This window comes from Rathayibacter sp. PhB152 (genome assembly GCF_003751395.1).
Lineage (GTDB): Bacteria > Actinomycetota > Actinomycetes > Actinomycetales > Microbacteriaceae > Rathayibacter > Rathayibacter festucae.
This window is the reverse complement of the sequence record NZ_RJUT01000004.1, coordinates 404,338-430,835: the sequence shown is the minus strand read 5'-3', so window position 1 is coordinate 430,835 and position 26,498 is coordinate 404,338. Positions and strand designations below refer to the sequence as shown.

Below are 26,498 nucleotides of genomic sequence, written 5' to 3'. Positions count from 1 at the left end.
CCACCGGGCGCGCCCGGGCACCCGCCTCCGTAAGCTCGTCGGGATGAGTGGCGGCGACGAGCAGAAGGCGGCCTCCCGGCCCTACGACGCCCGGCGGCGGCGCGAGCGCGGGGACACCGATCGCGCGCAGACCCGGGCGCGGATCCTCGACGCCGCCGCGGGCCTGTTCCTCAGCCAGGGCTACGCGGGGACGACGATCTCGCAGCTGGCCCGCGCGGCCGGGACCTCCGTGCAGACCATCTACCTCGCGATCGGCGGCAAGGCCGACGTGCTCCGCGCGCTCACGGCGGCGATGACGACCGGGGCGGACTCCGAGGCGGGCGTCACCGACCAGGACTGGGTCGCGGCGGTCGCGGTGGAGTCCGATCCCGAGCGGCAGCTGCGGCAGCTCGCGCACCACTCCGTCGCCCTGGCGCAGCGGGCCGCGCCGCTCTGGAACGTGATGGCCGCCGCCGCGCAGGACGACCCCGCCCTCGCCGAGGATCTCGCCCGGCAGAGCGCCGGCCGACTCGCCGACCAGCAGGCGTTCGCCCGGCTCGTGCGCGCTCCGCTGCGCGACGACATGACCCCGGAGCAGGCGGGCGACATCCTCTACGCCCTCGCCAGCCCGCAGCTCTGGAACCTGCTCGCCCTCGACCGCGGCTGGAGCGCCGAGCAGCTCGAGCGGTTCCTCGGCGATGCGCTCACCCGCCTGCTCCTCCCGCCACGCGCCGAGAGCACCGAGCACCACCCCGAAGACCCCGAGCACCACCCCGAACCGACCTGACCGAGGAGCCGTCGTGGCCACCATCCTGCTCTGCAGCACTCCCCTCTACGGCCACCTCGCACCGCTGCTCGCCCTAGGCAGGCATCTGGCCGAGCGGGGGTACCACGTCATCGTGCTGACCGGCTCCGCCTTCGAGGAGCGCGTGCACGACGCCGGCCTGCACCACGAGGCCCTCACCGGGCGAGCCGACTTCGACGAGCGCGACGAGGCGGGCTTCCTACCCGACCTGCACCGGCACCGCGGCCTCGCGCTCTCGCGGTACCAGGTCGAGCAGACCTTCGTGGTGACCCTCGCCGAGCAGCATCGCGCCGTCCGGGCGATCCTCGACCGGGAGCGGATCGACGCCGTCGTGACCGACTCCTTCTTCGCCGGGATCCTGCCGCTGCTCGAGGCGGACCCGGCCTCGCGCCCGCCGATCCTCGGCGTCGGCATCGGCCCGCTCGTGCAGGTCAGCCGCGACGTCGCCCCGTTCAACACGGCGCTCCCGCCTTCCGCGACGACGCTCGGGCGGCTGCGGAACCGCGCGCTGAACCTGCTCGTGGCCCGCCTGCTCTTCGCGAAGACCCAGCGGCTCGCGGAGCGGCTGGTGCAGGAGGCGGCAGGCGTGCCGCTCCGCACCTTCGTCCTGGACTTCACCGCGGCGTTCGACCGCTTCGTGCAGCTGGGCCCGGCGGAGTTCGAGTACCCCCGCTCCGACCTCAGCCCGAACGTGGTCTTCGCCGGACCGATTCCGAGCGCCCCCTCTCCGGCCGCCCTGCCCGACTGGTGGGCCGACCTCCACGACGGCCGCCCGGTGGTGCACGTCACCCAGGGCACCCTCGACAACCACGACTTCGGGAAGGTCGTCCGCCCCACCCTCGAGGCGCTCGCGCACGAGGACGTGCTCGTCGTCGTCAGCACCGGCCGCGCGCCGCTCGCCTCGCTCGGCCCGCTGCCGGCGAACGCCCGCGCCGCGGAGTTCCTGCCCTACGAGCAGCTGCTGCCGCTGACCTCCGTGATGGTCACCAACGGCGGCTTCGGCGGCACCCTGCTCGCTCTCCGTCACGGCGTCCCGCTGGTCGTCGCCGGCGCCGCCGAGGACAAGCCCGAGGTCGCCGCCCGCGTCGCGCACTTCGGCGTCGGCGTCGACCTGCGGACCGGGCGGCCCTCCGCCGAGGCGCTCCGCACGGCGATCGGCGCCGTCCTGCGCGACCCCGCCTACCGCGCCCGAGCCGTCGAGATGGCGGCGGCCATCGCCCGCTGCTTTCCGCTGGCCACGATCGACGACGAGCTGAGCCGTCTCCTGCGGCGGGAGCGGACGGGCTGAGAGCGCTCCCGGGCGACGGGCCCCCGCCTGACCCCCGAGGGGGATCACGACCAACGCCGGCGCCTCCCCCGCCGCTAGCCTGGGGCCGTCGGCTCCGCACCGGGCCGGCTCGAGGGGGGTACTCGTGGACGATCAGCGGACGGCATCGGCGTGGCGGCGGTTCTGGGAGCGCGGCGGGGGCTGGCGGGCGCTGCTGCTGGCGGCCGTCTACTACGGCCTCTACGAGCTGATCGGCTACCTCCTCGGCTTCGTGGTCGGCGACACCGGCAGTCCCCTCCGCGGCGAGGAGGGATCGGCGACCGATGTCTTCTTCTCGATCGGGCTGCCGATCCTGCTCGCGTGCGTGCTGCTGGTGCTCTTCGCGCTCTCCCTCGGCTGGCTGCGCGAGCTGTTCGCCCCGCAGCGGATCCGCGGTCGCGGCTGGATGTGGATCGGCATCGCCGTCGTCCTCGCGATCAACGTGTCCGCCCTGCTCGATCTCGACTACGCCGGCGCGGGCGGCGCGCTCATCGCCTCCTGGCTGCTGACCGGCCTGTTCGTCGGCTTCGCCGAGGAGACGCTCACCCGCGGCTTCGTCGTGAACCTGATGCGCAAGCGCGGCCACGGCGAGATCCGCGTCGCGCTGGTCTCGGCCGGGATCTTCGCGGCCCTGCACATCGGCAACGTCTTCACCAGCGACCAGGGCGTCGCCGTCACCGCACTCCAGGTCGCCTACACCTTCGGCTTCGGCATCGTGATGTACCTGGCGCTCCGGGTGACCGGCACGCTGCTCGGGCCGATCCTGCTGCACGCCTCCACCGATCCCACGCTCTTCCTCTACGGCGCGCACCCGGCCGGCACGATCGCCGGTCTCCTGCCCGCCCTCAGCACCTTCCTCGTCATCGCGACGGGGCTGGTCCTGCTGCTCGTCCTCGTCCTCGGCGAGCGCCGTCGGACCCGGAGCGCCGTCTCGGAGGGAGCACTCGCATGACCGCGAGCACCGATCAGCGCCCGGTCCCGCGCACGATCCCGGTCGGGATCGCGGCCGCCGTCCTCTACGTGCTGATCGCGGCCGGCGTCGGCACCCTGCTCGATCCGCTCGCCGGCGCCGACGACACTCTCGACTTCGTGATCGGGACCTGGCTGCCCGTCGGCGTCCTGATCGTGATCGGGCTGCTGTTCGCGCGGCGCGCGGGCTGGCTGCGGGAGGCGTGGACGGCGCCGTCGCCGTTCACCGAGCGGCGGCGCTGGTGGCTGCTCGCGATCCCCGTCGTGCTCGCCGTCCAGACCGTGCAGCTCCTGCTCGCCGTGCCGTGGGCGGAGCGGGCGCTGCCGATGGTGCTGGTCTACCTGGTCGGCTGCCTGCTGATCGGCTTCGGCGAGGAGCTCTACTTCCGCGGTCTCTTCCGGGTCGCCGTCCGCGGGCACCACGGCGAGCTGGCCGCGCTGCTGATCACCTCGGTCGCGTTCGGCCTCGGGCACGTCGCCGGCTACCTCCTCAACGGCGTCCCTCTGCCCGCGACCGCGGTCGCCGTGGCCTTCCTCGCCATGGATGGCGCGATCTTCTACGGCGCCCTGCGCGCGACGGGGACGCTGTGGGTGCCGATCCTGCTGCACGGCCTCGGCGACTTCGCCCGCTTCCTGCAGCAGGGCGGCGACGACCAGTCGGCCGCCCCCGAGGTCAGCGGCGACGCGTTCACCGCGCTCGTCGAGTACATCCTGATCGGCCTCTCGATCGCGCTGGTGGTCAGCGTCGCCCGAAGCGGCCGTCGCGAGCGGAAGGCGAGGAGGGCCGCCGCCGTCCCGGAGTGACGCGGCGTCCGGGGCTCCCGACGGCAGGCGCCCGGGCCGCGGTCGTAGGGAACCCGTGAGGTTCCGCCGGTAACCCGTATGGGAACCGTGAGCACCGCCGAGCGGCGGGCCGCGGAGGTGTCTAGTGAGTGCTCGTGCCAGCTCTGGCACGTGCCCGCGGATCCGCGGTCACGATCCGCCTCCGGATGGAGTCCTCCCGTGCTCGACCTCGTCTCCGTGATCGGCGTCCTCGCCGTCTTCACCCTCCTCGGCGTCCTCGCCAAGGGTGTCGAGAAGCTGAGCCCCCGGGCCGGCGTCGCCGACCCCCGCGACGCGCGGAGGGGAGGGGACCGGCCGTGATCGTCCTCGACACCCTCGCCGCGGTCCTCGCGATCGCCGCGATCGGCTACCTCGTCGTGGCCCTCGTGAAGCCGGAGCGCTTCTGATGGCCGCCGTCCTCGCGATCCTGCAGGTCGCCTCCGCCGCCCTGATCCTCGTGCTGGTGCACCGCCCGCTGGGCGACTACATGGCGCACCTCTACTCCTCGCCGAAGGACCTCGCCGTCGAGCGCGGCTTCTACCGGCTCATCGGCGTGGACGCCCGCGCCGAGCAGAGCTGGCAGGCCTACCTGCGCGGCGTGCTCGCGTTCTCGCTCGTCAGCGTGCTGCTGCTCTACGCGATCCAGCGGGCGCAGGCCGTGCTGCCGTACTCGCTCGGCTTCCCGGCGATCCCGGAGGGGCTGTCCTTCAACACGGCGATCTCGTTCGTGACCAACACGAACTGGCAGTCGTACTCCCCCGACGTGACGATGGGCTACTCCGTTCAGCTGATCGGCCTCGCCGTGCAGAACTTCGTCTCGGCCGCGGTCGGCATCGCCGTCGCCATCGCGCTCGTCCGCGGCTTCGCCCGGCGCGGCAGCGGCACGATCGGCAACTTCTGGGTCGACCTCACCCGCGGCCTCCTTCGGCTGCTCCTGCCCCTGGCCGTGCTGAGCGCGGTCCTGCTCCTGGCCGGCGGCGTGATCCAGAACGTCACCGGATTCGCCGAGGTCACCACGGTCACCGGCGCCACGCAGAGCATCCCGGGCGGCCCGGTCGCCTCGCAGGAGGCGATCAAGATGCTCGGCACCAACGGCGGCGGCTTCTTCAACGCCAACTCGGCGCACCCGTTCGAGAACCCCACCGCCTGGACCAGCCTGCTGCAGGTGGTCCTCATGCTCGCGATCCCGTTCTCGCTCCCCCGCACCTTCGGGCGGATGGTCGGCGACGCGAAGCAGGGCTCCGCGATCCTCGCGGCGATGGCCACGATCTTCCTCGTCTCCCTCACCGCGCTCACGCTCCTGGAGCTCGGCGGGAGCGGCGGCGCCCCGCAGGCCGCCGGCGGCGCGATGGAGGGCAAGGAGACCCGGTTCGGGATCGCCGGCTCGACGCTCTTCGGCGCGACCAGCACCCTCACCTCCACCGGCACCGTCAACTCGATGCACGACTCCTACACCGCCCTCGGCGGGATGCTGCCGATGCTGAACATGATGCTCGGCGAGGTCGCCCCCGGCGGCGTCGGCTCCGGCCTCTACGGGATGCTCGTGCTCGCGGTCCTCGCGGTCTTCATCGGCGGACTGCTCGTCGGCCGGACGCCGGAGTACCTGGGGAAGAAGCTCGGCCCGCTGGAGATCAAGCTCGCCAGCATCTACATCCTGATCACGCCGACCCTGGTGCTCGCGGGCACCGCGCTCAGCTTCGCGATCCCCGCGGTGCGGGCCGACGTCGAGAGCACGTCGATCGGGAACCCCGGCCTGCACGGCCTCTCCGAGGTGCTCTACGCCTTCACCTCCGCGGCCAACAACAACGGCTCGGCGTTCGCCGGGCTCACCGCGAACACGCCGTGGTTCAACGCCGCTCTCGGAGTCGCGATGCTGCTCGGCCGGTTCCTGCCGATCGTGATGGTGCTCGCCCTCGCCGGCTCGCTGGCCCGGCAGGGCGCCGCACCGGCGACCGCGGGCACGCTCCCCACCCACCGGCCGCAGTTCGTCGGCCTCCTCGTGGGCGTCACCGCCATCGTGACCGCCCTCACCTACTTCCCCGTGCTCGCACTCGGACCCCTCGCAGAAGGACTGCAGTCATGACCGCCACTCTCGACCGACCCGCCGCCTCCCCCTCCCCCGAGAAGACCCCGCGGCGCGGCGCCTCCGCGTTCAGCCCCGAGCAGATCCTCGCCGCCGTGCCCGGCGCGCTCCGCAAGCTCGACCCGCGCCTGATGGTCCGGAACCCGGTGATGTTCCTGGTCGAGGTCGGCGCCGCGCTGACCACGGTCCTCGCGATCGCCGAGCCGTTCCTCGGCGGCGCGCAGGAGTCCGGCGGCTCCCCGGTCCCCGGCTCCTTCACCTGGGGCATCGCGCTCTGGCTCTGGGCGACCGTCGTCTTCGCCAACCTCGCCGAGTCGGTCGCCGAGGGCCGCGGCAAGGCGCAGGCCGACAGCCTCCGGCACACCCGCACCAGCACCATGGCCCGCCGCCTGCTGGAGTACCGCGCCGGCGACGGCGCCGCGGCCCACGGCCAGGTGCGCGAGGTCTCCTCGGCGGACCTACAGCTCGGCGACCACGTGATCGTCGAGGCGGGCGACCTGGTCCCCGGCGACGGCGACATCGTCTGGGGCATCGCCTCGGTCGACGAGTCCGCGATCACCGGCGAGTCGGCCCCCGTGGTCCGCGAGTCCGGCGGCGACCGCAGCGCCGTCACCGGCGGCACCCGGGTGCTCTCCGACCGCATCGTGGTGCGGATCACCTCGAAGCCCGGCGAGACCTTCGTCGACCGGATGATCGGCCTGGTCGAGGGCGCCTCGCGCCAGAAGACGCCGAACGAGATCGCGCTGAACATCCTCCTCGCGAGCCTCTCGATCGTCTTCCTCGTCGTCACCCTCACGCTCAACCCGATCGCCTCCTACGCCGCCGCCCCCGTCAGCGTCCCGGTGCTCGTCGCCCTGCTGGTCTGCCTCATCCCGACCACCATCGGCGCCCTGCTCTCCGCGATCGGCATCGCCGGGATGGACCGGCTCGTGCAGCGCAACGTGCTCGCGATGTCCGGCCGCGCCGTCGAGGCCGCCGGCGACGTCACCACGCTGCTGCTCGACAAGACCGGCACCATCACCTACGGCAACCGCCGCGCTACCGATTTCGTCCCCGTCGGCGGGACCGGCGAGGACGAGCTGATCCGCGCCGCCGCGTCCTCCTCCCTCAGCGACCCGACACCCGAGGGGAAGTCGATCGTCGACCTCGCCGCCGCCCGCGGGATCCGCGAGGAGGCGCTGGCGAGCGAGGTCCTCTCCGCCGAGATCGTGCCCTTCACCGCGCAGACCCGGATGAGCGGCCTCGACCTCCCCGACGGCGCGATGATCCGCAAGGGCGCCGGCTCGGCCGTCACCGCCTGGCTCGCGGACGGCGGCCCCCTCGCCGCCGCCGCGGAGCTCGAGGCGCAGGTGCACCGCGTCTCGGAGAGCGGCGGCACCCCGCTGGTCGTCGCCGTCAAGGACGCGAGCGGCACCGGCCGGATCCTCGGCGTCGTCCACCTCAAGGACGTCGTCAAGGAGGGGCTCAAGGAGCGCTTCGCCGACCTGCGCGCGATGGGCATCCGCACGGTGATGATCACCGGCGACAACCCACTCACCGCGAAGGCGATCGCCGCGGAGGCCGGCGTCGACGACTACCTCGCCGAGGCCACCCCCGAGCAGAAGCTCGAGTACATCCGCCGCGAGCAGGAGGGCGGCAACCTCGTCGCGATGACCGGCGACGGCACCAACGACGCCCCGGCGCTCGCGCAGGCCGACGTCGGGGTCGCGATGAACACCGGCACGTCGGCGGCGAAGGAGGCCGGCAACATGGTCGACCTCGACTCCGACCCGACCAAGCTCATCGACATCGTCCGGATCGGCAAGCAGCTGCTGATCACCCGCGGAGCGCTGACCACCTTCTCGATCGCCAACGACATCGCGAAGTACTTCGCGATCATCCCCGCGATGTTCACCGGGGTCTTCCCGGGCCTCGCCGTGCTGAACGTGATGCAGCTGCACTCGCCGTCCTCGGCGATCCTCTCGGCGATCGTCTTCAACGCGCTGGTCATCATCGCCCTGATCCCCCTGGCCCTCCGCGGCGTGGCCTACCGCGCGCTCAGCGCCTCGAAGGTCCTCAGCCGCAACCTCCTCGTCTACGGGCTCGGCGGGGTGATCGCGCCGTTCGTCGGCATCAAGCTGATCGACCTCGTCGTCTCCCTCCTCCCGGGCTTCTAGCCGGACCCCGCAGTCCTCGGCACTCGCAGCACTCCCAGCACTCTCAGCACTCTCAGCACTCCTCACCACGACTCACCAGGAAGCAGACCACCCCATGACCACCCCCCGCACCGGGCTCCGGCAGTACGGAGTCGCCCTCCGCGCCCTCCTCGTGCTCACCGTCGCCCTCGGCGTCCTCTACCCCCTCGCGATCACCGGCCTCGGCCAGCTCGCCTTCGCCCGCCAGGCGAACGGCTCCCTGCTCACCGAGAACGGCGAGACCGTCGGCTCCAGCCTCATCGGCCAGTCCTTCACCGACGCCGACGGGAACCCGCTGCCCGAGTGGTTCCAGTCCCGGCCCTCCGCCGCGGGCGACGGCTACGACGCGAGCGCCTCCAGCGGCTCCAACCTCGGCCCCGAGAACGAGGACCTGATCGCCGCGATCCAGGAGCGCCGCGCCGCGATCGCCGCGTTCGACGGCGTCGACCCGACCGCCGTCCCCGCCGACGCCCTCACCGCCTCCGCCTCGGGTCTGGACCCGCAGATCAGCCCGGCCTACGCCGCGATCCAGGTGGCCCGCGTCGCCGCCGCCCGCGGGCTCACCGAGGAGGACGTCCGCGCCCTCGTCGCCGAGCACACCCAGGGGCGCGACCTCGGATTCCTCGGCGACGAGACCGTGAACGTCCTCGAGCTCAACCTCGCCCTCGCGGCGCAGGCGAGCTGAGGCGGCGATGAGGACGGGGCGGCTCCGGGTGCTGCTGGGCGCCGCACCGGGCGTCGGCAAGACCTACGAGATGCTCGAGGAGGGCCGGCGGCTGCGCAGCGAGGGCCGCGACGTCGTCGTCGCCTTCGTCGAGACCCACGGCCGCGCCGCGACCGCCGCGATGGTCACCGGGCTCGAGGTCGTCCCGCGGACCACCCTCGAGCACCGCGGCGTGCGGCTCGACGAGCTGGACCTCGACGCCGTCCTCGCCCGGCGCCCCGGGATCGCCCTCGTCGACGAGCTCGCGCACACCAACGCGCCCGGCTCGGCCCACGAGAAGCGCTGGCAGGACGTGCGGACCCTCCTGGACGCCGGGATCGACGTCGTCTCCACCGTCAACATCCAGCACATCGAGTCGCTCAACGACGTCGTCCAGCAGATCACCGGAGTCCCCCAGCGCGAGACGATCCCCGACGCGATCCTGCGCGGCGCCGACCAGATCGAGGTCGTCGACCTCGCCCCGCAGGCCCTCCGCGACCGCCTCGCGGCCGGCCGCGTCTACCCGTCCGAGCGGATCGACGCCGCCCTGTCCAACTACTTCCGGCTCGGCAACCTCACGGCGCTGCGCGAGCTCGCGCTGCTCTGGCTGGCCGACGAGGTCGACTCGGCGCTGAACGGCTACCGCGTCGAGCACGGCATCGACAGCACCTGGGAGGCGCGCGAGCGCGTCGTCGTCACCCTCACCGGCGGACCCGAGGGCGAGACCCTGCTCCGCCGCGGCGCCCGCATCGCCGCCCGCTCCTCCGGCGGCGAGCTGCTCGCCGTGCACGTCACCAGCCAGGACGGCCTGCGCGCCGCCCGACCGGAGGTGCTGGCCGAGCAGCGCGCCCTCGTCGACACCCTCGGCGGCAGCTACCACCAGATCGTCGGCGAGGACGTGCCACGCGCCCTCGTCGAGTTCGCCCGCTCCGTCAACGCCACCCAGCTCGTCCTCGGCGTCAGCCGCAGGAGCCGCCTCGCCGCCGCGCTCACCGGCCCCGGCATCGGCGCGACGGTCATCCGCGAGTCCGGGACGATCGACGTCCACATCGTCACCCACGCCTCCGCGGGCCGCTCCCCGGCGCTGCCCCGGCTCGGCGGGGCGCTGACGCTGAAGCGGCGCGTCCTCGGCCTGCTGCTCGCCCTCGTCGGCGGGCCGCTGCTGACCTGGCTGCTCGCCGCCTTCCGCAGCGACGAGTCGATCACCAGCGACGTCCTCGCCTACCAGGTCCTCGTCGTCCTGGTCGCCCTCGCCGGCGGCCTCGGTCCGGCACTGTTCGCCGCCGTGCTGTCCGGCCTCACCCTCGACTTCTTCTTCGTCGACCCGCTCTACACCGTCACGGTCGACGAGCCGCTGCACGCCCTCGCCCTCCTGCTCTACATCGCCAACGCGATCCTGGTCAGCGCCGTCGTCGACCGCGCCGCCCGCCGCGCCCGCACCGCCCGCCGGGCCGGCGCCGAGGCAGAGCTGCTCGCCACCATCGCCGGCGGCGTCATCCGCGGCCAGGACGCCCTGCAGGCGATCCTCGAGCGCGCCCGCGAGGCCTTCGGGCTGACCGGCGTCCGGCTGCTCCGCGGCTCCGAGCTCGTCGGCGCCGATGGCGAGCCGGGCGGCGAGCACGAGACCGTCCCCGTCGGCCGCACCGCCGTCCTCGAGCTGCACGGCCGACCCGTCGGCGCGGGCGAGCGGCGCCTGCTCTCCGTCGTCGTCGCGCAGCTCGACGCCGCCCTGGAGCACGAGGACCTCAGCGAGACGGCGAGCGGCCTCGCCCCCCTCGCCGAGACCGACCGGGTGCGCAGCGCCCTGCTCTCGGCCGTCAGCCACGATCTGCGCCGGCCGCTGGCCGCCGCGACCGCCGCGATCAGCGGACTGCGCTCCACCGACATCGCCTGGAGCGCCGCGGACCGCGCGGAGCTGCTCGCCACCGCCGACGAGAGCCTCGGCACCCTCGCGGACCTCGTCACGAACCTCCTCGACGTCACCCGGTTGCAGGCCGGAGTGCTCGCCGTCTCCCTCGCACCCGTCGACCCCTCCGACGTCGTCCTCCCCGCGATCGACGAGCTCGGCCTCGGACCGGCGGAGCTCGACCTCGATCTCGACCTCGACCTGCCGCCGGCGCTCGCCGACGCGGGGCTGCTCCAGCGCGTGGTGGTGAACCTGCTCGCCAACGCCGTCCGGCACTCCCCGCCCGACCGGCGCGTGCGGATCTCGACCAGCGGCTTCGGCGGCACGCTCCAGATCCGGGTCGCCGACCACGGACCGGGCATCGCCCCCGAGCGCCGGGCCGACGTCTTCGTCCCGTTCCAGCGCCTCGGCGACACCGACAACACCACCGGCCTCGGCCTCGGCCTCGCCCTGTCCAAGGGCTTCACCGAGGGGATGGGCGGCACCCTCGACACCGAGGACACCCCCGGCGGCGGCCTGACCATGGTCGTCACCCTCCCGCTCGCGCCGCCACCGACCGGCCCGCAGCCCCGGGAGGGAGCCCGATGAAGGGCTGCCGGTTCGTCCCCGGAGAGACACCGGTGGCCGGCTGAGCGCACTCGGCGGCTTCAGCGGACGGCGGCGTCGGGGGCGGGCGGCGTCAGTACTGCGCGAGCGGCGCGACGCCGACGCGCACCGCACCGCTCGAGGCGCGCCGGATCCCCTCGTCGAGATCCGCCAGCGCCACCGTCTCGCCGACCAGGCCGGCGAACGGCCACGCCTGCCAGCGGTCGACGAGGTACGCCGAAGCCGCGGCGAGGTGCTCGGGCGTGTAGTTGTGCACGCCCCGCACGGTCAGCAGCCCGCGCACCACGCGCTCCGGATCCAGCGGCACCGGCTCGGTCGGGAAGACGCTGCCGACCAGGACGACCACGCCGCCGACCGCGGCACGGGCGAGCGCCGAGCCGACGGCCGCCCGCGCGCCGGACGCCTCGAGGACCACGTCGAACTCGCCGCCCTCCTCCTCCGGTCGCCGCGCTCGGGCGCCGAAGCGCTCGGCGAGCGCGCGGCGAGCGGGATCCGGCTCGACGAGGGTGACGACCGCCCCGCGGTCCGTCGCCATCGCCGCCGCGGTGAGCCCGATCAGGCCCGCGCCGCTGATCAGCACGTCGGCCCCGGCGAGCGGACGGACGGCCTCGGCGGCGGCGAGCGCGGCCCAGGCGGTGGCGGTCCCGCAGGACGCGGGCGCCAGGACGGCGGCCGGCACGTCCTCGGGCAGCCGGATGATCGGCGTGCCCGCGACGACGTGCGCGTGGGTCGCGAAGCCGCCGGACAGCGCCCAGGCGTCGCTCATCCGCTCGTGGCCGTACTTGCGCAGCGACCGGCACTTCTGCGGCAGCCCGCCCGCGCAGCGGTCGCAGGAGCCGCAGCTCGCGGCGATCGACCACAGCACGCGGTCGCCCACGGCGAGGAGCGAGCCGTCGAGCGCGCGGGGCCCGCCGGTGCCGAGCTCGACGACGCGACCGAGCTGCTCGTGCCCGAGCACGAGCGGTGCGGGAGCGCTCCGGTCGCCGTGCACGGTGTGCACGTCCGAGCCGCAGATCGTCGCCAGCTCGATCTCGACCAGCACGTCGCCGGGCGCGAGCCGGACCGTGACGAACGCGACGGCCTCGTGCGGGCGGTCGGGCGCCAGCCAGACCATCGCGGTGGCAGAGGGCCGCAGCTCGACGCGCCGCGACTCCGGATCAATGCGCGGCGGAGCGCTCGCCGTCCTCATCGCAGCGAGAGCGTGCGCAGCGCGGTGACATCCTCGATCACGGCGTGCGCGCCGGCCGCGCTCAGTCGGTCGCGGTCGTGCGCTCCGCTCAGCACGCCCACCACGAGCCCGGCGCCCGCACGCAGTCCCGAGAGGACGTCGCTGGCCGTGTCGCCGACCACCGCGACGGCGCTCATCGCACTGACCCGCGCGCGCAGAGCGGCGGTCAGGACGAGGTCGGGCGCGGGGCGGCCCCGGCCGGCGTCGGCCGGTGAGAGGGCGATCCCGACGAGGTCGCGCCAGCCGAGCGCGTCGAGGATCGCGTCGCGGGTGACGGGAGCGAAGCCGGTGGTCAGCGCCACGCCGACCCCCGCGGCGCGCAGCTCGCGCAGCAGCTCCTCGGCACCGGGGATCGGCGCGGCGGCGCCCTCGAGGATCAGCTCGGCGTAGGCGTCCTCGAACGCGGCGGTCGCCCGCTCCGCGGCGGCGACGTCGCCCCCGGCGAGGTGCGTGAACACGTCGATCTTCGACTGGCCCATCGTCTCGCGCACGTAGTCGAGCGCCTCGGCCCACGGCAGGCGGTCGGCGACGCCGGTGCGCTCGGCCGCACGCTGGAACGCCTGCTCGACGACCCCGTCGTCGGTGACGGTGGTGCCCGCCATGTCGAGCACGACGAGCTCGACACCGGCGAGGGCCGGGCCGGGACCGGCGGTGCCGAGGGGAGTGGGAGCGGGGATCGTGCTGGTCATCAGCGGCCTTCCGAGGAGACGAGGAGGGATGCGGTGCTGTCGAAGCGGTCCGCGAGGGTGGTCTCGGCGAGACCGAGCCCGGTGGTCATGCCGATGCCCGTGGTGACGGTGCGCACGAGGACGCCCGGGATCGGCTCGGCGACGAGGAACTCGTCGCGCCCGCTGGCGTAGACGCCCTGCCAGCGCTCCAGCACCCGCGGCGCCGCCCCGAACAGGCGGGCGGTCTCCTCGAGGAGGAGCTCCGCGGTCGCCTCGGACTGGAACGGCTCCGGCGTGATCGAGCGGTGGTGGGAGTCGCCGACGACGACGCTCCCGTCGGGCAGCTGCGTGTACATCTGGTTGAGATCGATCGCCGCGAGGTCCGGCCGCTCGGCGTGCAGGCGGGCCCGCACCGCGGCGGCCTCGGGCAGCCGCGCGAAGCCGCTGTAGCGCACGAGCGACCAGCCCGTCAGCAGCGGCGCGGCCAGCGGAGCGCGCAGCGGCAGCTCCACGCGGAGCATGTCGAGGGAGCAGCGGACGACGTCGTGCGCCTCGGCGAGCTCGGGGAGGAGCTGATCGAGGTCGTGGTTGACCGCGACGACGATCGTGTCGGCGAGGATCGCGCCCCTGCTGGTCTCCACGACGCCCTCGGCGACCCGCCCCACAGCCGTGCGCATCCGGAACTCGACGCCGAGCTCGGCGAGGTGCCGGACGATCGCGGCCGCGGCCGTGCGCGGATCCGCCTGCAGGTCGTAGGGCAGCACCGCTCCCCCGACGACGACCGCGGGGTCGACCGGGGTCGCCGCCGCGGTCTGCCGCGCGTCGAGCAGCTCGATCTCGGGGCCGTCGCCGAAGCCGAACGGCGCCTGCGCGGCCGCCGACTCCAGCAGGGCGAGCTCGTCGGCGTGGCGCGCGACGATGTGCGTGCCGCGGCGGCCGAGCGCGAAGCCGGCGTCCCGCGAGAGCCGCAGCCACGCCTCCCGGGCCGCGAGGCCGTAGCGCAGCGCCTCGCCCGCCTGCGGGGTGAAGCAGAGGTGGCCGAAGTTGCGGACGGTCGAGCCCATCGGCGCGGCGGTGCGATCGAGCACCACGACACTCAGCCCCCGGCGGACGGCGGCGTAGGCCGCGCCGAGACCGACGATCCCGGAGCCGACGACGGCGACGTCGTACCGGGCGCTCATCGGAGCACCTTCCGCAGCCACATCGCGAGTCCCTCGACGACGAGCACGGTCACCAGGATCATCAGGACGATCGCGGTCACGGTCGCGTAGTTCGAGCCCTGCGCGGCGTTCAGCAGGTAGTAGCCGATCCCGCCGCCGCCGACGATGCCCAGCAGGGTCGCCGCGCGGATGTTGGTGTCGAGCAGGTAGAAGGTGTGGCCGAGCATCGCGCGCGCCCCCTGGGGCAGCGTCGCTCCGGCGTAGACCTGCAGCCGGGTGGCGCCGGTCGCGACGAGGGCGCGCTCCGGTCCGGAGTCGACCTCCTCCAGCGAGTCGGCGATCAGCTTGCCGAGCAGCCCGACCCCGCCGACCGCGAGGGCGATCGTGCCGGCCTGGGTGCCGAGCCCCGAGACGACGATCAGCAGGATGGCGAGGATCAGCTCGGGCACGCCGCGGACCGCGACCAGCAGCAGCCGGAAGCCGCTGCGGGCGCCGCGGGTCGGGGCGACGTTGCGGGCGGCGAGCGAGCCGATCAGCACCGACGCGACGACGGTGAGCAGCGCCGCCGCGAGAGCGATGGCGATGGTCTCGCGCATGGCCTCGACCATCGTGCCGGCGTCGTAGCTGCCGAACGACGGCGGCCAGAACTGCGCCGCGACGGCGGGGACGCGGCCCCAGAAGGTGAGCGCGTCGCTCCAGGTGATGTCGCTGACGACGACGCCCGCGACGATCACGAGGGCCGTGACGACGCCGGCGAGGGCGTTGCGCAGGCGCGTCGGCGTCCACGGCCGGCGCAGGGCCGACTCCGGGGTCGACCGCGGCACTGCGGCCGCCGGACGCCGCGCGGGGCCGGTCGCCCGGTCGCCGCGGAACCGGCGCGCCAGCGCGCCGACCGGGCCGGAGCCCGGCGCGCCGGCCCCGGACGCGCCGCGGCCGAGCATCGCCGCGCGCACCGAGCTCGAGACGATCTCCATCGCCACGCAGAGCGCGAAGATCACCAGCGCGATGCCGATGCCCCGCCCGTACTGCAGCGACTTGAAGGCGTAGGACATCTCGAGCCCGAGGCCCGCGACGCCGACGTAGCCGAGGATCACCGAGCCGCGCAGGTTGATGTCGTTGCGGTGCAGCACCGTCGCGACCCAGGACGGCAGCACCTGGGGCAGCACGCCCGAGGTGAACTCCTGCAGCCTCGTGCCGCCGGCGGCGCGGATCGCCAGGCGGGGTCCCTCGTCGATCTGCTCGATCGCGTCGGCGAACAGCTTCGAGATCATGCCGACGGAGTGCAGGCCGATCGCGAGGATGCCGGGCAGCGAGCCGAGCGAGAACATCAGGACGAAGACCATCGCGAGGACCACGTCCGGGATCGCGCGGGCCAGCACGCCGAGGAAGCGCGCGACGGCCCGGGCCGCGTGACCGGGCGTGGTGTTGGCCGCCGCGAGGTACGCCAGCGGCACCGACAGCACCGCGGCGAGCAGCGTGCCCGTGAGCACCAGCCCGAGGGTCTGCGCGGTGAGGGCGAGCAGCTCGGCCGGCTCGGGGAAGCTGATCGCGCCGACCCGGCCGAGGAAGCGCTCGGCGTTCGAGAGCGACTGCAGCATCCGCGGCACCGAGATGTCGACCTCGATCAGCGCGGCGACGGCGAGCCCCGCGAGGGCGAGCAGGGTCAGGACCGCGGCGATCCGCTCCGGGGAGCGCCGCGGCCGCGGAGCGCGCGCGGCGACGGCCGGGTCCGGGCGGCGCGCGGTGCGCGGCGGCAGCACGGCCGTCATCGGGTGGCCTCCGGTGTGAGCAGCTCGTTCTGCACGGCCTCGAGCTCCGAGGTCGTCGTGGCCACGCGGCCGTAGATCTCCATGACCTCGGCCTTGGACAGCCCCGCCGCGGGAGTGTCGAGGACGACCGCGCCGTGCCGGAGGCCGACGATCCGGTCGGCCCAGGAGATGGCGAGGTCCACCTGGTGCAGGCTGCAGAGCACGGTGAGCCCCTCCTCCGCGGCGATCTCGCGGATCAGACCCATGACCTGATCGCTCGACTCGGGGTCCAGGGAGGCGACGGGCTCGTCCGCCAGGAGGATCGAGGGGTTCTGCATCAGGGCGCGCGCGATCGCGACGCGCTGCTGCTGCCCGCCCGAGAGGGTGTCGGCGCGCTGGTAGGCGCGCTCGAGCAGGCCGACCCGCTCGAGGTGCTGCAGCGCGCGCAGCTTCTTCGCCTTCGGGTAGCTCCAGAGGCCCAGACGCGGCCCGCGCAGCTCCGCGAGCGCCCCGGTCAGCACGTTCTCGAGCACCGTCAGCGACGGCACGAGCTCGAACTGCTGGAAGATGAAGCCCACCTTCCCGCGGAGCGTGCGCAGCCGACCGCCCCGCAGCGCCGGCACGTCCTCGCCGAGCACGCGGACCGCGCCGCTCGTCGGCGCCTCGAGGGCGTCGACGTGGCGCAGCAGGGTGGACTTGCCCGACCCGGAGAGCCCGAGCAGGACGACGATCTCCCCGCGGCGCACGGTGAGCGACACCGCGTCGAGCGCGGTCGTCGCGCCGAAGCGCTTGGTGAGGTCGGTGATCTCGACCACGGCGTCGGCCGCGGGAGGGGAGGAAGTCGTCATCGGAGTCTCCAGGTCGGGTCGGTCGGTTCAGCGCTCGACGGCGGGGCGCCGGGTCAGGCCTGGCACTGCGTGGCGTCGGTCGCCTCGCAGATCTCGCGGATCTGGTCGTAGTACGCGTCGTCGACCGGCTTGGTCTCGTAGAAGACGCTGCGGAAGCCGTCGCTGTCGGCCGACTCGACGCCCGCGGCGATGATGTCGTCGATGCTGACGTCGGAGAGGATGTCCTTCAGCTGCTGCTTCAAGTCGTCCGGGAGGGCGTCCGACTCGACGATCGGCGCGCCGGGGACCATGGTCCGCTCGATCACGGTGACGGCGTCGGACTTCTCGACCTCGCTGTCCTCCGCGAAGCCGGCCTCGCACTCGACGTTCTCACCGACCTTCTGCACCGACACGTCGTGCTTGCCGGCGAACACCGGCGTGATGTCGGTCTCGGGGTCCAGGCCCGCCTCGATCAGGTTGTAGCTCGGGAAGAGGTAGCCGGAGGTGGAGGACGGGTCGACGAAGCAGACCTTCTTGCCCTTCATGTCGGCGATCGAGGCGATGTCGCTGCCGTTGGGGACGATGGCCTCGGAGTAGTAGCCGGGCTCCTGCCCCTCGGAGGTCACGATCGAGGAGATCGGGGTGAGCTCGGCGCCGTTGTTCGTGGCGGTGACGTAGGTGAAGCCGGAGAAGCTGGCGACGTCGATCTGCCCGGCGATGGCCGCCTCGATCAGCGCCGCGTAGTCGGTCGACTCGTGGTACTCGACGGTCTTGCCGGTCTCCTGCGCGATGTAGTCCATCAGCGGCTGGTAGTTGGTCTCGGTGTCGACGGAGTCGGGGACGACGCCGAAGACGAGGGTGCTCGAGTCGACGGCGAAGCCGCCCTCGGCGTCGCCGGCGGCGGTCGAGCCGGCCGATGCGGTGCCGGAGCAGCCGGCCAGGAGCGCGAGGGCGCCGGCGGCGGCCAGCGCGGTGAGGGCCGATCGGGAGAAGGGGGTCAGGCGGGCGCGGGTCTGCATGATGGCCTTTCGGGCGGAGGGCGTCGAGGGGGACGACTGGAACTCTGCCGCACCGGGCGCCTACGTATGTACCTATCTCGCCACTGTTCACGACGTGTTCACCCATCTCGCGCGGCCGCCGCCCCCGATACCCGATTCGGTACCCGATTCGGCGGCGGGGCCGGTGGCGCTCCGCTCAGAAACGCCCCTCCGCCCAGTAAGGTGCCTACGTGGCTGATGTGATGTACAAGGCGATCGCCGACGACCTGCGTCAGTCGATCGCGAGCGGCCTGCTGGCCCCCGGCGACGAGGTCCCGACCGAGGGCGAGCTCGCCGCGAAGTGGAAGACGTCGCGCGGCCCGATCCGCAACGCCCTGGCGGCGCTGCGCAGCGAGGGCCTGATCGAGACCACCCGCGGTCGCCCGAGCCGGGTCATCGAGCGCAAGGCCCAGCAGGCCGTCGACGTCTCGATCCCCTTCACCCGCTGGGCGCGGACGATGGGCGCGCGGCCCGGGGCGCTCACCCAGCAGGTCTCGCTCCGGCGCTCGGACGCCGACCAGGCCGCCCTGCTCGGCATCGAGCCGGGCGAGCTCGTCGTCGACGTCCTCCGGCTGCGCTCGCTGGACGACCGGCCGACGATGCTCGAGCGGCTGACCTTCATCGAGCCGGCCGGCCGCAACCTCTTCGACGTCGACCTCGACACGGTCTCGATCACCGAGTTCCTCGACTCGCGCGGCTGGAAGTCGGCCGAGGTCGACCACGAGATCGACGCCGTGGCCGCGGACGAGACCGACGCGCAGCTGCTCGAGCTCGCACCCGGCTCCCCCGTGCTCCGCCTGCACCGCATCACCCGCGACGCCGACGGCCGGACCTTCGAGGCCTCGGACGACCGCTACCGCAGCGACATCGTCCGCTTCACGGTCTCGGCGACCGGACGGCGCCGCGACGGCGCCCACTTCATCCGCCCGGTCGGTCTCTGAGCCGCGCCCTCACACCGAGAGCAGCACGATCCCGCCGGCCACCACGAGCGAGGCCGCGATCCGCCGCACCGCCGAGCCCTCGCGGAGCACCAGCGCGCCGAAGAGCGACACCAGGACCACGCTCATCTCGCGCATCGGCGCGACCAGGGCGACCGGCGCGAGCGTCACCGCCTGCAGCACCAGGATGTAGGAGAGCGGCGAGAGCACCCCGAACGCCAGCACCCGCGGCCAGTGCTGCCGGAGGACGGGCAGCAGCTCCGCCCGCCGCCGGCGCAGCGGCACGAGGTAGACCACGATCTCGACCAGCGTGCAGCCGACCATGAACGCCACCGGCGACAGCCCCCAGGTCCGGAGGGCGTGCGCGTCCCAGATCGTGTACACCGCGATCGCGACACCGGTGAGGACACCGAAGAGGATGCCCGGGTCGACGAGGCGGCGCCCCGAGGGGGCCTGCGCGGTCGGCCGGTCGATCAGCCCGGTGGCGATCACCCCGGTCACCACGACGGCGACGCCGAGCACCGCCACCGGCGAGATCCGCTCCCCGAGCAGCAGCACCGCCAGCCCGGCGCTGAGCGCGGGACCCGTCCCCCGGGCGGTCGCGTAGACCGTCGACAGCCGGCCCCGGGCGTAGCCCGCCTGCAGCACGACCATGTAGCCGACGTGCAGCAGCCCCGAGACGCCCGCGCCGAGCAGCAGCCCGCGCGGCAGGTCGTCGCCCGAGCCGAGCCCTCCCGTGAAGGGGACGAGCGGTCCCCAGACCAGCGTGCTCGCGACCGCCCCCCACCAGAGGAAGGGCAGCCCGATGCCGCTGACCCGGTGCGCGACGACGTTCCACGCCGCATGGCAGAGCGCCGCGGTCAGCACGAGGGCGAGGACGAAGGCAGACATGTTCGGGACCTTTCCGCGCGCGCCGACGCGCGCCGCAGCGGTCCTCCAGGCTTCTGTCCCTTGAGATGACGGACTCCGATGGCGGAGATCCGTGGCGCCGCTCGAACCAGCCGGACGACGTGTCGTCCCGGAACCCTAGGCGCTATCGGGACGACGGTACCGCACGGGCGGAGGCCCCTCGTCGCCGTCGCGGAATCGTTCACCCGGCCTCGTCCGCGCCCGTCCCGCCCGCCGCGCGCGGGGTGAACAGCCGCTGAACGTGTCTGCATATCCTCGCCATCGGCTTCCAGATAGGTACAGACGTGGGCAGTCTGGCGGCGCGCGGTCGTCTCCGCGCTCCACCTCACCCCTCTGGAGTCGTCGATGTCCCTGCCCCTCCGCGCCCTCGGCGCCATCTGCGTCTCGGCGGTGATCGGCGGCCTCCTGCTCGCCGCGCCGTCCGCCTCCGCCGCCGGCACCGCCTACAACGGCCTGCCCTCCGGCACCCGCACCGCGAAGACCCTCGTCGTCGGCATCGACGGCGCCTCCTTCGACCAGCTCGACGCGGCCGACATGCCCGCGCTCGACTCCCTCCGCGCCGAGGGACTCACCTCGACCTCGAACCTCTACGCCGCGCCGATGTCCGGCACCGTGTCCGGGCCCGGCTGGTCGACCATCGCCACCGGTGCCTGGCCCGACAAGCACGGCGTCGTCGACAACGCGTTCACCGCCCCGCGCCTCGGGCAGTACCCGGACTACCTCAGCCGCATCGAGGCCGCCGACCCGTCCCGCTCGAGCCTGGTCGTCGCCACCTGGTCGCCCGTCGCCGAGACGATCTTCGGCTCGGCCGTCGACGTCCGCCGCACCGGCGGCGGCGACGCGCAGACCACCGCCACCGCCGTCGACTACCTGGCGAACGGCAACCCGGACAACACCTTCGTCCACCTCGACGAGGTCGACGGCGCCGGCCACTCGGTCGGCACGAACGGGGCCGCTTACGCCACGGCCCTCGCGCGTGCCGACGCCCAGCTGGGCGAGATGATCGCCGCCGTCCGCGCCCGCCCGAGCTACGCGAGCGAGCAGTGGACGATCCTGGTCACCGCGGACCACGGCCACACCCCCACCGGCGGGCACGGCGGGAACAGCCTCGCCGAGCGGAAGGTCTTCGTCATCGCGTCCGGCCCCGGCATCGCCGCGGGCTCCACGCGGAACGACGTGAAGATCGTCGACATCGCCCCCACCGTCCTCGCCGTGAACGGCCTCGCGAACGACCCCGCCTGGACCCTCGACGGCATCGCCCTCGGCACGCCGTCGACCGACGCCTTCGACACCCTGCGGCCCGCTCTGCAGCCCCGCCTCGACGAGACGCGACCAGCGGCCGGACTGCTCGGCTGGACCCGCACCGCGCCCCAGGGCTGGCGGATCGACGACTCGGCGATGCCCGCGGGCGGCGTGCGGGAGTGGTCGGGCTGGTCCTTCGCGACCGACTCGTTCTTCACGAGCGTCGAGCCCGGCCAGAAGCGCGAGACCAACGTCCGCGCCCGCGACGTCTTCGCCGTCGCGGACTCCGACGAGTGGGACGACAGGACGCACGCCGCGGGGCAGTTCGACTCCACCCTGATCAGCCCGGCGTACCCCGTGAACGGCAGCGCCACCGCGACCCTCTCCTACGCCACCGACTACGTCATCGACGGACCGCAGAGCGCCGTCGTCTCGGTCTCCTTCGACGGCGCCGCCCCCGTCGTGGTGAAGAACTACACCGCGACCACGAACGCGAACGAGACGCTCCGGATCGACGTCCCGGCCGGCGCCCGCACCGCCGAATTCCGGTTCCGCTACACCGGCCAGAACAGCGCCTTCTGGACGCTCGACCAGGTCGCCCTCACCCAGGCCGCCGTTCCCGCGGTCGCCGTCACGGCCACCGCGTCGACCCGCTGCCTCGCCGGCAGGGCCGTCGTCACCGTCCAGGCGCGCAACGACGACGCGGTGCCCGTCGCGCTGACGGCCGCCTCGGCCTTCGGGACGAAGACCTTCGCTCCGCTCGCCCCGGGCCGGACCACCTCGCACGCGTTCAGCACCCGTGCGGTCTCGATCCCCGCCGGAGCGGTCGAGGTCGTCGCGACCGCCACGGTCGACGGCGCCCCCGCGACCACGACCGTGCGCGCCCCGTACTCCGCCACCACCTGCAACTGACCCGCCCGACCCGAGGAGACCCCGCCATGAGAAGACCCGCCCTCGCCGCCCGCTGCGCGGCCGTCGCCGCAGGCGCCCTGCTGCTGACCGCCGTCGCCTCCGCGGCCGCCGCCGACGACGTCCTCGACGACCGGAGCGTCGACATCGGCGTCTCGATCGCCGAGCCCACCGCGCCCGGGGTGCTCGCGATGACCGTCGCCGCCGGCTCGACCGCCCTGACCGAGGACGGCTCGACCGAGCTCGTCCGCCGGTTCACCGGCGCCCTGCCGACGGTGACGGTCACCGACACGCGGAGCCCGGAGGAGATCCCCGCCGGAGCCGGCTGGTACGTGCTCGGCTCCGCGTCCGCCTTCACCGCGCCCGACGGGCAGGAGCCGATCGGCGCCGACCACCTCGGCTGGACTCCCCGCCTCCTGGACGGCGGCGACTTCGGCCTCGTCACCGAGGGCGATCCGGTCGACACGGTGCTGGACGAGGGGGACGACGCGGTCGGCCTCGTCGATCAGGAGCTGCTCGCCCTGGCCCTCGACTCCGGCGCGGTCGCGGAGGAGGGCGCGTGGACCGCCTCCGCGGACCTCGTCCTGAGCACCGAGCCCGACGTCGCCGCCGGCGACTACTCCGGCTCGGTGACCCTCTCCCTCTTCGAGTGAGACCCGGTGGGCGCAGGCATCACGCGCCTGCGCCCACCGCGGTCGGCCGAGTGCCGGCGCGGCAGTCGTGCGTCGGCCCTCGCGATCGATACAGCACTCCGTGTACTGTGGCCGCGTGACCGACACCGCGACCGTGACCGTGACCCACTCCGCCGCCCTCGCGCGCCTGGGCTCCGCTCTGGCGGACGAGACCCGGGCGCGGATCCTGCTCGCGCTGCGCGAGGCGCCGGCCGTCCCCTCCGATCTGGCGGACGCGCTCGGCGTGTCCCGGCAGGTGATGTCCAACCAGCTCGCCTGCCTGCGCGGCTGCGGACTCGTCGAGGCCGTCAAGGACGGCCGCTACACCTGGTACCGCCTGGCCGAGACCCGGCTGGCCGGCGCGCTCGACGACCTGCTGCGCCTGGTCCTCGTGGTCGATCCGGACTGCTGCTCCGGCGCGGACTGCCAGTGCGCATGAGCGCCCTCCCGCTCCGCGCCCCGCTCGCCCCGGCCCGCCGCCTCGTCCTGCAGCGGCGCATCCGCTGGATCGTCGCGGCGACCATCGGCTACAACGTCGTCGAGGCGATCGTCGCCCTCGCGGCCGGGACGGTCGCGTCCTCCGCCGCGCTCGTCGGCTTCGGCCTCGACTCCGTCGTCGAGGTGCTGTCGGCGGCCGCCGTGGCCTGGCAGTTCTCCGGCCGCGATCCGCACGCCCGCGAGCGCACGGCGCTGCGGGTGATCGCGCTGTCCTTCTTCGGCCTGGCCGCCTTCGTCGCGGTCGACTCCGCCCGCGCCCTGCTCGGCTTCTCCGAGGCGCAGCACTCCCCCGTCGGCATCGTGCTCGCGGCGGTGAGCCTGCTCGTGATGCCGGCCTTCTCGCTGTTCGAGCGGCGCACCGGCCAGGAGCTCGGCTCCGCCTCCGCCGTGGCCGACTCGAAGCAGACCCTGCTCTGCTCCTACCTCTCCGCCGCCGTCCTCGTCGGCCTGCTGCTCAACAGCACCCTCGGCTGGACCTGGGCCGACCCGGTCGCCGGTCTCGTCATCGCCGCCTTCGCCGTCCGCGAAGGCCTCGAGGCCTGGCGCGGCGACGCCTGCAAGCAGCCGGTCGGCGCCCTCACCGCCGAGAACGGCCCCTCCTGCACCTGCTGCTGACAGGACCGGCCGGCGCGCGCATTCTCATGCTGATCGAGTAGCGCGCGCAGCGGGCGTATCGAGATCCACCCCGGCAAGGACCTGGGCCGCAGCACACCCGCCGCACCACCCGCGCAGGCCCGCCCCGCGGCTTCCTCCACATCCGGCGGGCGGCGCTGAGAACGTCCATATCTCCGCGGATCCGGCCGATTCCCGCCCGTCGTCGGTGCGACGATGACCGTGGGAGGCCCTGATGCGTGACGCGGTGCTGGTCGTGGAAGACGACCTCGAGATGGGGGAGCTCCTCGTGCGAGGTCTCACCGGCGACGGCTACGACGTCGACCTGTTCCCCGAGGGCGTCGGTGCGCTGAACGCGGCGCGCGGCACCGAGTACGCGGCGGCCGTCCTGGACGTGATGCTTCCCGGCATGAGCGGCTTCGAGATCTGCCGCCACCTGCGCGCGACCGGCGCCACGCTCCCGGTGATCATGCTCACCGCCCGCGACGCGCTGCAGGACCGGGTCTTCGGCCTCGATGCCGGCGCCGACGACTACCTGGCGAAACCGTTCCACTTCGAGGAGCTCTCCGCCCGCCTGCGGGCGATGATCCGCCGCGAGCGCCTGACGAACCGCGCTCCGGTCGTGCTCGGCGATCTCCGGGTGGACCCCTACACGCACACCGCGTCCGTCGACGGCGCCGTGCTGCCGCTGAGTCCGAAGGAGTTCGGGGTGCTCCGCGCGCTCGCGGCGCGGGCCGGCGAGTTCGTGCCGCGGGAGGAGATCCTGCTCGAGGTGTGGGGCTCCGCGGAGTTCGTCGACCACAACATCGCGGAGCAGTACATCAGCTACCTCCGCCGCAAGCTCACTGCCGGCGGGGCGTCGGTCGAGATCACCACCCGGCGGGGTGCGGGCTACCGCCTCGGGGTGAAGCCGTGAGCTGGCGGTCGCTGTCGATCCGCGTGCGGATCACGGTGTCGAGCCTGCTGGTCGCGATGCTGTTCTTCGGCGTCGTCGCGATCGTCGTGCGCGAGCAGCTCGATCACATCCTCGACGCCTCCACGATCGAGCTGGTCCGCTCGGGAGCGTCGCAGGCGCTGATCGAGGAGAGCCGCGACACCGCCGAGGCGGTCGTCGGCGGCGTCAGCACCACCCTGCTGATCGCCCTGGCGATCCTGTTCGTCGCGTTCACCGCCACGTCCTGGGCCCTGGTCGGCCTCGCCCTGCGCCCCGTCGGCCGGATGCGCGCCATCGCCGACCGGCTGCGCCGAGGCCGCTCCACCGAGCTCCTCCCCGTCGGGCCGGCCCGCGACGAGCTCTCCGACCTCGCCTCGACGCTGAACGCGCTGATCGAGGATCTGCGGGAGTCCGCGGACCGGGAGCGGCGGCTCGTCGCCGATGCGAGTCACGAGCTGCGCACCCCGCTCGCCGCCCTGCGCACCCGCCTCGACCTCGCCGAGCGCGTCCGCGACGATCCGGCGGCTCTCTACGCCGACGTCGTCGACGCACGCCGCTCGATCGACCGCCTCCAGTCGCTGACCGACGGGCTGCTGATCCTGTCGAGGATCGACGCCGGCACCGTCGCCGGGGACGCCTCCTCGGCGGCCCTGCGCGAGGAGGTCGCCGACAGCGTCGACCGCGCCCGGATGCTCGCCCGCGACCGGGATCTCGCGATCGACTTCGTCGCCCCCGCCTCGGTCGCTGCAGCCCGCTACCCGGTCTCCCCGACCGACTTCGGCCGGATCCTGGACAACCTGCTCGCGAACGCCGTCACCGCGACGCCCGACGGCGGCAGCGTCACCGCGACCCTCGTCGAGCGCGCCGAGGAGATCGTCCTCTCCGTCGACGACGACGGCCCGGGCGTCCCCGATGCGTTCCTCGCCGTCGCGACCGACCGCTTCACCCGCCCCGACGCCGCCCGCTCCCGCGAGGGCGGTGCCGGCCTCGGGCTCGCGATCGTCGCCGGCCTCAGCCGGGCCGCCGGCGGACAGCTCACGATCCGCAACCTCGTCCCCCACGGCCTCGGTGTCGACGTCCGCATCCCCGCGACGCAGCCCCACCCGACCTCTCGCAAGGAGAACCGATGATCGACCCCCAATCCCTTCTCGACGGTGCCGGCCCCTGGGCGATCGCCCTGGTCTGCCTGATCGCGTTCGTCGAGACGGGCCTGCTGATCGGGTTCTTCCTCCCCGGCGACACCCTCCTCTTCTTCACCGGTGTCTTCGTCGCGACCGGGGTGATCTCCCTCCCCGTGCCGCTGGTGATCCTGATGGTCGCGGCGTCCGCGTTCCTGGGCGATCAGCTCGGCTTCGTCATCGGCCGCGAGACCGGGCCGCGGATCTTCGAGCGCAAGGACAGCGGTCTGTTCAGCCGCTCGAGCGTCGCCCGCACCCAGTCGTTCTTCGACCGCTTCGGCGGCTGGGCGGTCACCATCGCCCGCTTCGTCCCGGTCGTGCGCACCTTCGCCCCCGTCGCGGCCGGCGTCGGGAAGATGCACTACGCCCACTTCGTCGGCTTCAACGCCCTCGGCGCGGCCGTCTGGTCCACCGGCGTCATCCTGCTCGGCTTCTTCCTCGGGCAGATCCCCGGCGTCGCGGACTTCGTCGGGAAGTACATCGACATCGTCCTCGTCGGCATCGTCGTGATCAGCCTCGCCGGCATCGCGCTCACCTACTGGCGGCAGAAGAACCGCGCCCGCCGCGACGCCGCCTGACCGCGGTC

The 26,498-nt window shown here is 73.7% G+C and carries 25 protein-coding genes; 18 read left to right on the top strand and 7 right to left on the bottom strand.

Annotated features, from left to right (window positions below; all coding sequences use genetic code 11):
• Positions 1 to 43: 43 nt before the first annotated feature.
• From EDF36_RS11930 to EDF36_RS11890, 10 genes are all read left to right on the top strand, one after another.
• Entirely contained in the window at positions 44 to 766 is a 723-nt protein-coding gene (locus EDF36_RS11930; protein ID WP_123733158.1) for a TetR/AcrR family transcriptional regulator, read from the top strand.
• A gap of 13 nt (positions 767 to 779) precedes the next feature.
• On the top strand, positions 780 to 2,072 hold the full coding sequence (locus EDF36_RS11925) for a glycosyltransferase (protein WP_185020452.1): 1,293 nt from the start codon (positions 780 to 782) through the stop codon (positions 2,070 to 2,072).
• Positions 2,073 to 2,196: 124 nt separating this feature from the next.
• Positions 2,197 to 3,042, top strand: coding sequence for a CPBP family intramembrane glutamic endopeptidase (locus EDF36_RS11920; protein ID WP_123733156.1), 846 nt, complete (start codon positions 2,197 to 2,199; stop codon positions 3,040 to 3,042).
• On the top strand, positions 3,039 to 3,863 hold the full coding sequence (locus EDF36_RS11915) for a CPBP family intramembrane glutamic endopeptidase (RefSeq protein ID WP_123704142.1): 825 nt from the start codon (positions 3,039 to 3,041) through the stop codon (positions 3,861 to 3,863). Before EDF36_RS11920 ends, EDF36_RS11915 begins: the two co-directional genes overlap by 4 nt.
• Positions 3,864 to 4,061: 198 nt before the next feature.
• Positions 4,062 to 4,202, top strand: a complete 141-nt coding sequence (locus EDF36_RS21285; RefSeq protein ID WP_185020451.1) for a hypothetical protein — start codon at positions 4,062 to 4,064, stop codon at positions 4,200 to 4,202.
• Entirely contained in the window at positions 4,199 to 4,288 is a 90-nt protein-coding gene (locus EDF36_RS11910) for a potassium-transporting ATPase subunit F (RefSeq protein WP_123446358.1), read from the top strand. Before EDF36_RS21285 ends, EDF36_RS11910 begins: the two co-directional genes overlap by 4 nt.
• Complete coding sequence (kdpA, locus tag EDF36_RS11905) at positions 4,288 to 5,964, top strand: potassium-transporting ATPase subunit KdpA (protein WP_123733155.1); 1,677 nt, start codon at positions 4,288 to 4,290, stop codon at positions 5,962 to 5,964. The genes EDF36_RS11910 and kdpA overlap by 1 nt, the downstream gene beginning before the upstream one ends.
• Positions 5,961 to 8,120 carry a potassium-transporting ATPase subunit KdpB gene (gene kdpB / locus EDF36_RS11900; RefSeq protein ID WP_123733154.1) on the top strand — a complete coding sequence of 720 codons (2,160 nt, stop codon included), beginning with the start codon at positions 5,961 to 5,963 and terminating at the stop codon, positions 8,118 to 8,120. Before kdpA ends, kdpB begins: the two co-directional genes overlap by 4 nt.
• Positions 8,121 to 8,214: 94 nt before the next feature.
• Entirely contained in the window at positions 8,215 to 8,823 is a 609-nt protein-coding gene (gene kdpC / locus EDF36_RS11895) for a potassium-transporting ATPase subunit KdpC (RefSeq protein WP_123733153.1), read from the top strand.
• A gap of 7 nt (positions 8,824 to 8,830) precedes the next feature.
• On the top strand, positions 8,831 to 11,335 hold the full coding sequence (locus EDF36_RS11890; RefSeq protein WP_123733152.1) for an ATP-binding protein: 2,505 nt from the start codon (positions 8,831 to 8,833) through the stop codon (positions 11,333 to 11,335).
• 91 nt (positions 11,336 to 11,426) lie between these two features.
• Here the strand turns inward: EDF36_RS11890 and EDF36_RS11885 are convergent, their stop codons facing one another.
• Genes EDF36_RS11885 through EDF36_RS11860 form a run of 6 tightly spaced genes read right to left on the bottom strand, consistent with a single transcriptional unit; the run spans position 11,427 to position 18,003 of the window.
• Positions 11,427 to 12,542, bottom strand: a complete 1,116-nt coding sequence (locus tag EDF36_RS11885) for a zinc-binding dehydrogenase (protein WP_123733151.1) — start codon at positions 12,540 to 12,542, stop codon at positions 11,427 to 11,429.
• The gene (locus EDF36_RS11880) at positions 12,539 to 13,270 is read right to left on the bottom strand and encodes an HAD-IA family hydrolase (protein WP_123733150.1); all 732 of its coding nucleotides are present in this window, start codon (positions 13,268 to 13,270) and stop codon (positions 12,539 to 12,541) included. Before EDF36_RS11880 ends, EDF36_RS11885 begins: the two co-directional genes overlap by 4 nt.
• Positions 13,270 to 14,430, bottom strand: coding sequence for a TIGR03364 family FAD-dependent oxidoreductase (locus tag EDF36_RS11875; protein ID WP_123733149.1), 1,161 nt, complete (start codon positions 14,428 to 14,430; stop codon positions 13,270 to 13,272). Before EDF36_RS11875 ends, EDF36_RS11880 begins: the two co-directional genes overlap by 1 nt.
• Positions 14,427 to 16,178 carry an ABC transporter permease gene (locus EDF36_RS11870; RefSeq protein WP_123733148.1) on the bottom strand — a complete coding sequence of 584 codons (1,752 nt, stop codon included), beginning with the start codon at positions 16,176 to 16,178 and terminating at the stop codon, positions 14,427 to 14,429. The genes EDF36_RS11875 and EDF36_RS11870 overlap by 4 nt, the downstream gene beginning before the upstream one ends.
• Positions 16,175 to 17,005 carry a phosphonate ABC transporter ATP-binding protein gene (gene phnC / locus EDF36_RS11865; RefSeq protein WP_123733147.1) on the bottom strand — a complete coding sequence of 277 codons (831 nt, stop codon included), beginning with the start codon at positions 17,003 to 17,005 and terminating at the stop codon, positions 16,175 to 16,177. The genes EDF36_RS11870 and phnC overlap by 4 nt, the downstream gene beginning before the upstream one ends.
• Positions 17,006 to 17,058: 53 nt before the next feature.
• Positions 17,059 to 18,003 carry a phosphate/phosphite/phosphonate ABC transporter substrate-binding protein gene (locus EDF36_RS11860; protein ID WP_123733146.1) on the bottom strand — a complete coding sequence of 315 codons (945 nt, stop codon included), beginning with the start codon at positions 18,001 to 18,003 and terminating at the stop codon, positions 17,059 to 17,061.
• Positions 18,004 to 18,212: 209 nt separating this feature from the next.
• On the opposite strand from EDF36_RS11860, the gene EDF36_RS11855 reads away from it, so the two are divergent.
• The gene (locus EDF36_RS11855) at positions 18,213 to 18,962 is read left to right on the top strand and encodes a GntR family transcriptional regulator (protein WP_243582754.1); all 750 of its coding nucleotides are present in this window, start codon (positions 18,213 to 18,215) and stop codon (positions 18,960 to 18,962) included.
• A 9-nt stretch (positions 18,963 to 18,971) separates the two neighbouring features.
• Here EDF36_RS11855 and EDF36_RS11850 read toward each other — a convergent pair whose 3' ends face one another.
• A complete protein-coding gene (locus tag EDF36_RS11850; RefSeq protein ID WP_123733145.1) occupies positions 18,972 to 19,850 on the bottom strand; it encodes an EamA family transporter in 879 nt (292 codons plus the stop codon).
• Positions 19,851 to 20,213: 363 nt separating this feature from the next.
• On the opposite strand from EDF36_RS11850, the gene EDF36_RS11845 reads away from it, so the two are divergent.
• The 7 genes from EDF36_RS11845 (at position 20,214) to EDF36_RS11815 (ending at position 26,490) form a co-directional block, all read left to right on the top strand.
• Positions 20,214 to 22,022: an alkaline phosphatase family protein gene (locus EDF36_RS11845; protein WP_123733144.1), complete on the top strand. Its 1,809-nt coding sequence runs from the start codon at positions 20,214 to 20,216 to the stop codon at positions 22,020 to 22,022.
• 26 nt (positions 22,023 to 22,048) lie between these two features.
• The gene (locus EDF36_RS11840; RefSeq protein WP_123733143.1) at positions 22,049 to 22,672 is read left to right on the top strand and encodes a hypothetical protein; all 624 of its coding nucleotides are present in this window, start codon (positions 22,049 to 22,051) and stop codon (positions 22,670 to 22,672) included.
• 115 nt (positions 22,673 to 22,787) lie between these two features.
• The gene (locus EDF36_RS11835) at positions 22,788 to 23,129 is read left to right on the top strand and encodes a helix-turn-helix transcriptional regulator (protein ID WP_123733142.1); all 342 of its coding nucleotides are present in this window, start codon (positions 22,788 to 22,790) and stop codon (positions 23,127 to 23,129) included.
• Positions 23,126 to 23,803 carry a cation diffusion facilitator family transporter gene (locus tag EDF36_RS11830; protein WP_123733340.1) on the top strand — a complete coding sequence of 226 codons (678 nt, stop codon included), beginning with the start codon at positions 23,126 to 23,128 and terminating at the stop codon, positions 23,801 to 23,803. Before EDF36_RS11835 ends, EDF36_RS11830 begins: the two co-directional genes overlap by 4 nt.
• A gap of 232 nt (positions 23,804 to 24,035) precedes the next feature.
• Positions 24,036 to 24,716 (top strand): response regulator transcription factor, encoded by a 681-nt coding sequence (locus EDF36_RS11825; protein ID WP_123733141.1) that lies wholly within the window; start codon positions 24,036 to 24,038, stop codon positions 24,714 to 24,716.
• Positions 24,713 to 25,864, top strand: coding sequence for a HAMP domain-containing sensor histidine kinase (locus EDF36_RS11820; RefSeq protein ID WP_123733140.1), 1,152 nt, complete (start codon positions 24,713 to 24,715; stop codon positions 25,862 to 25,864). The genes EDF36_RS11825 and EDF36_RS11820 overlap by 4 nt, the downstream gene beginning before the upstream one ends.
• On the top strand, positions 25,861 to 26,490 hold the full coding sequence (locus tag EDF36_RS11815) for a DedA family protein (protein ID WP_123733139.1): 630 nt from the start codon (positions 25,861 to 25,863) through the stop codon (positions 26,488 to 26,490). The genes EDF36_RS11820 and EDF36_RS11815 overlap by 4 nt, the downstream gene beginning before the upstream one ends.
• Positions 26,491 to 26,498 lie beyond the last annotated feature (8 nt).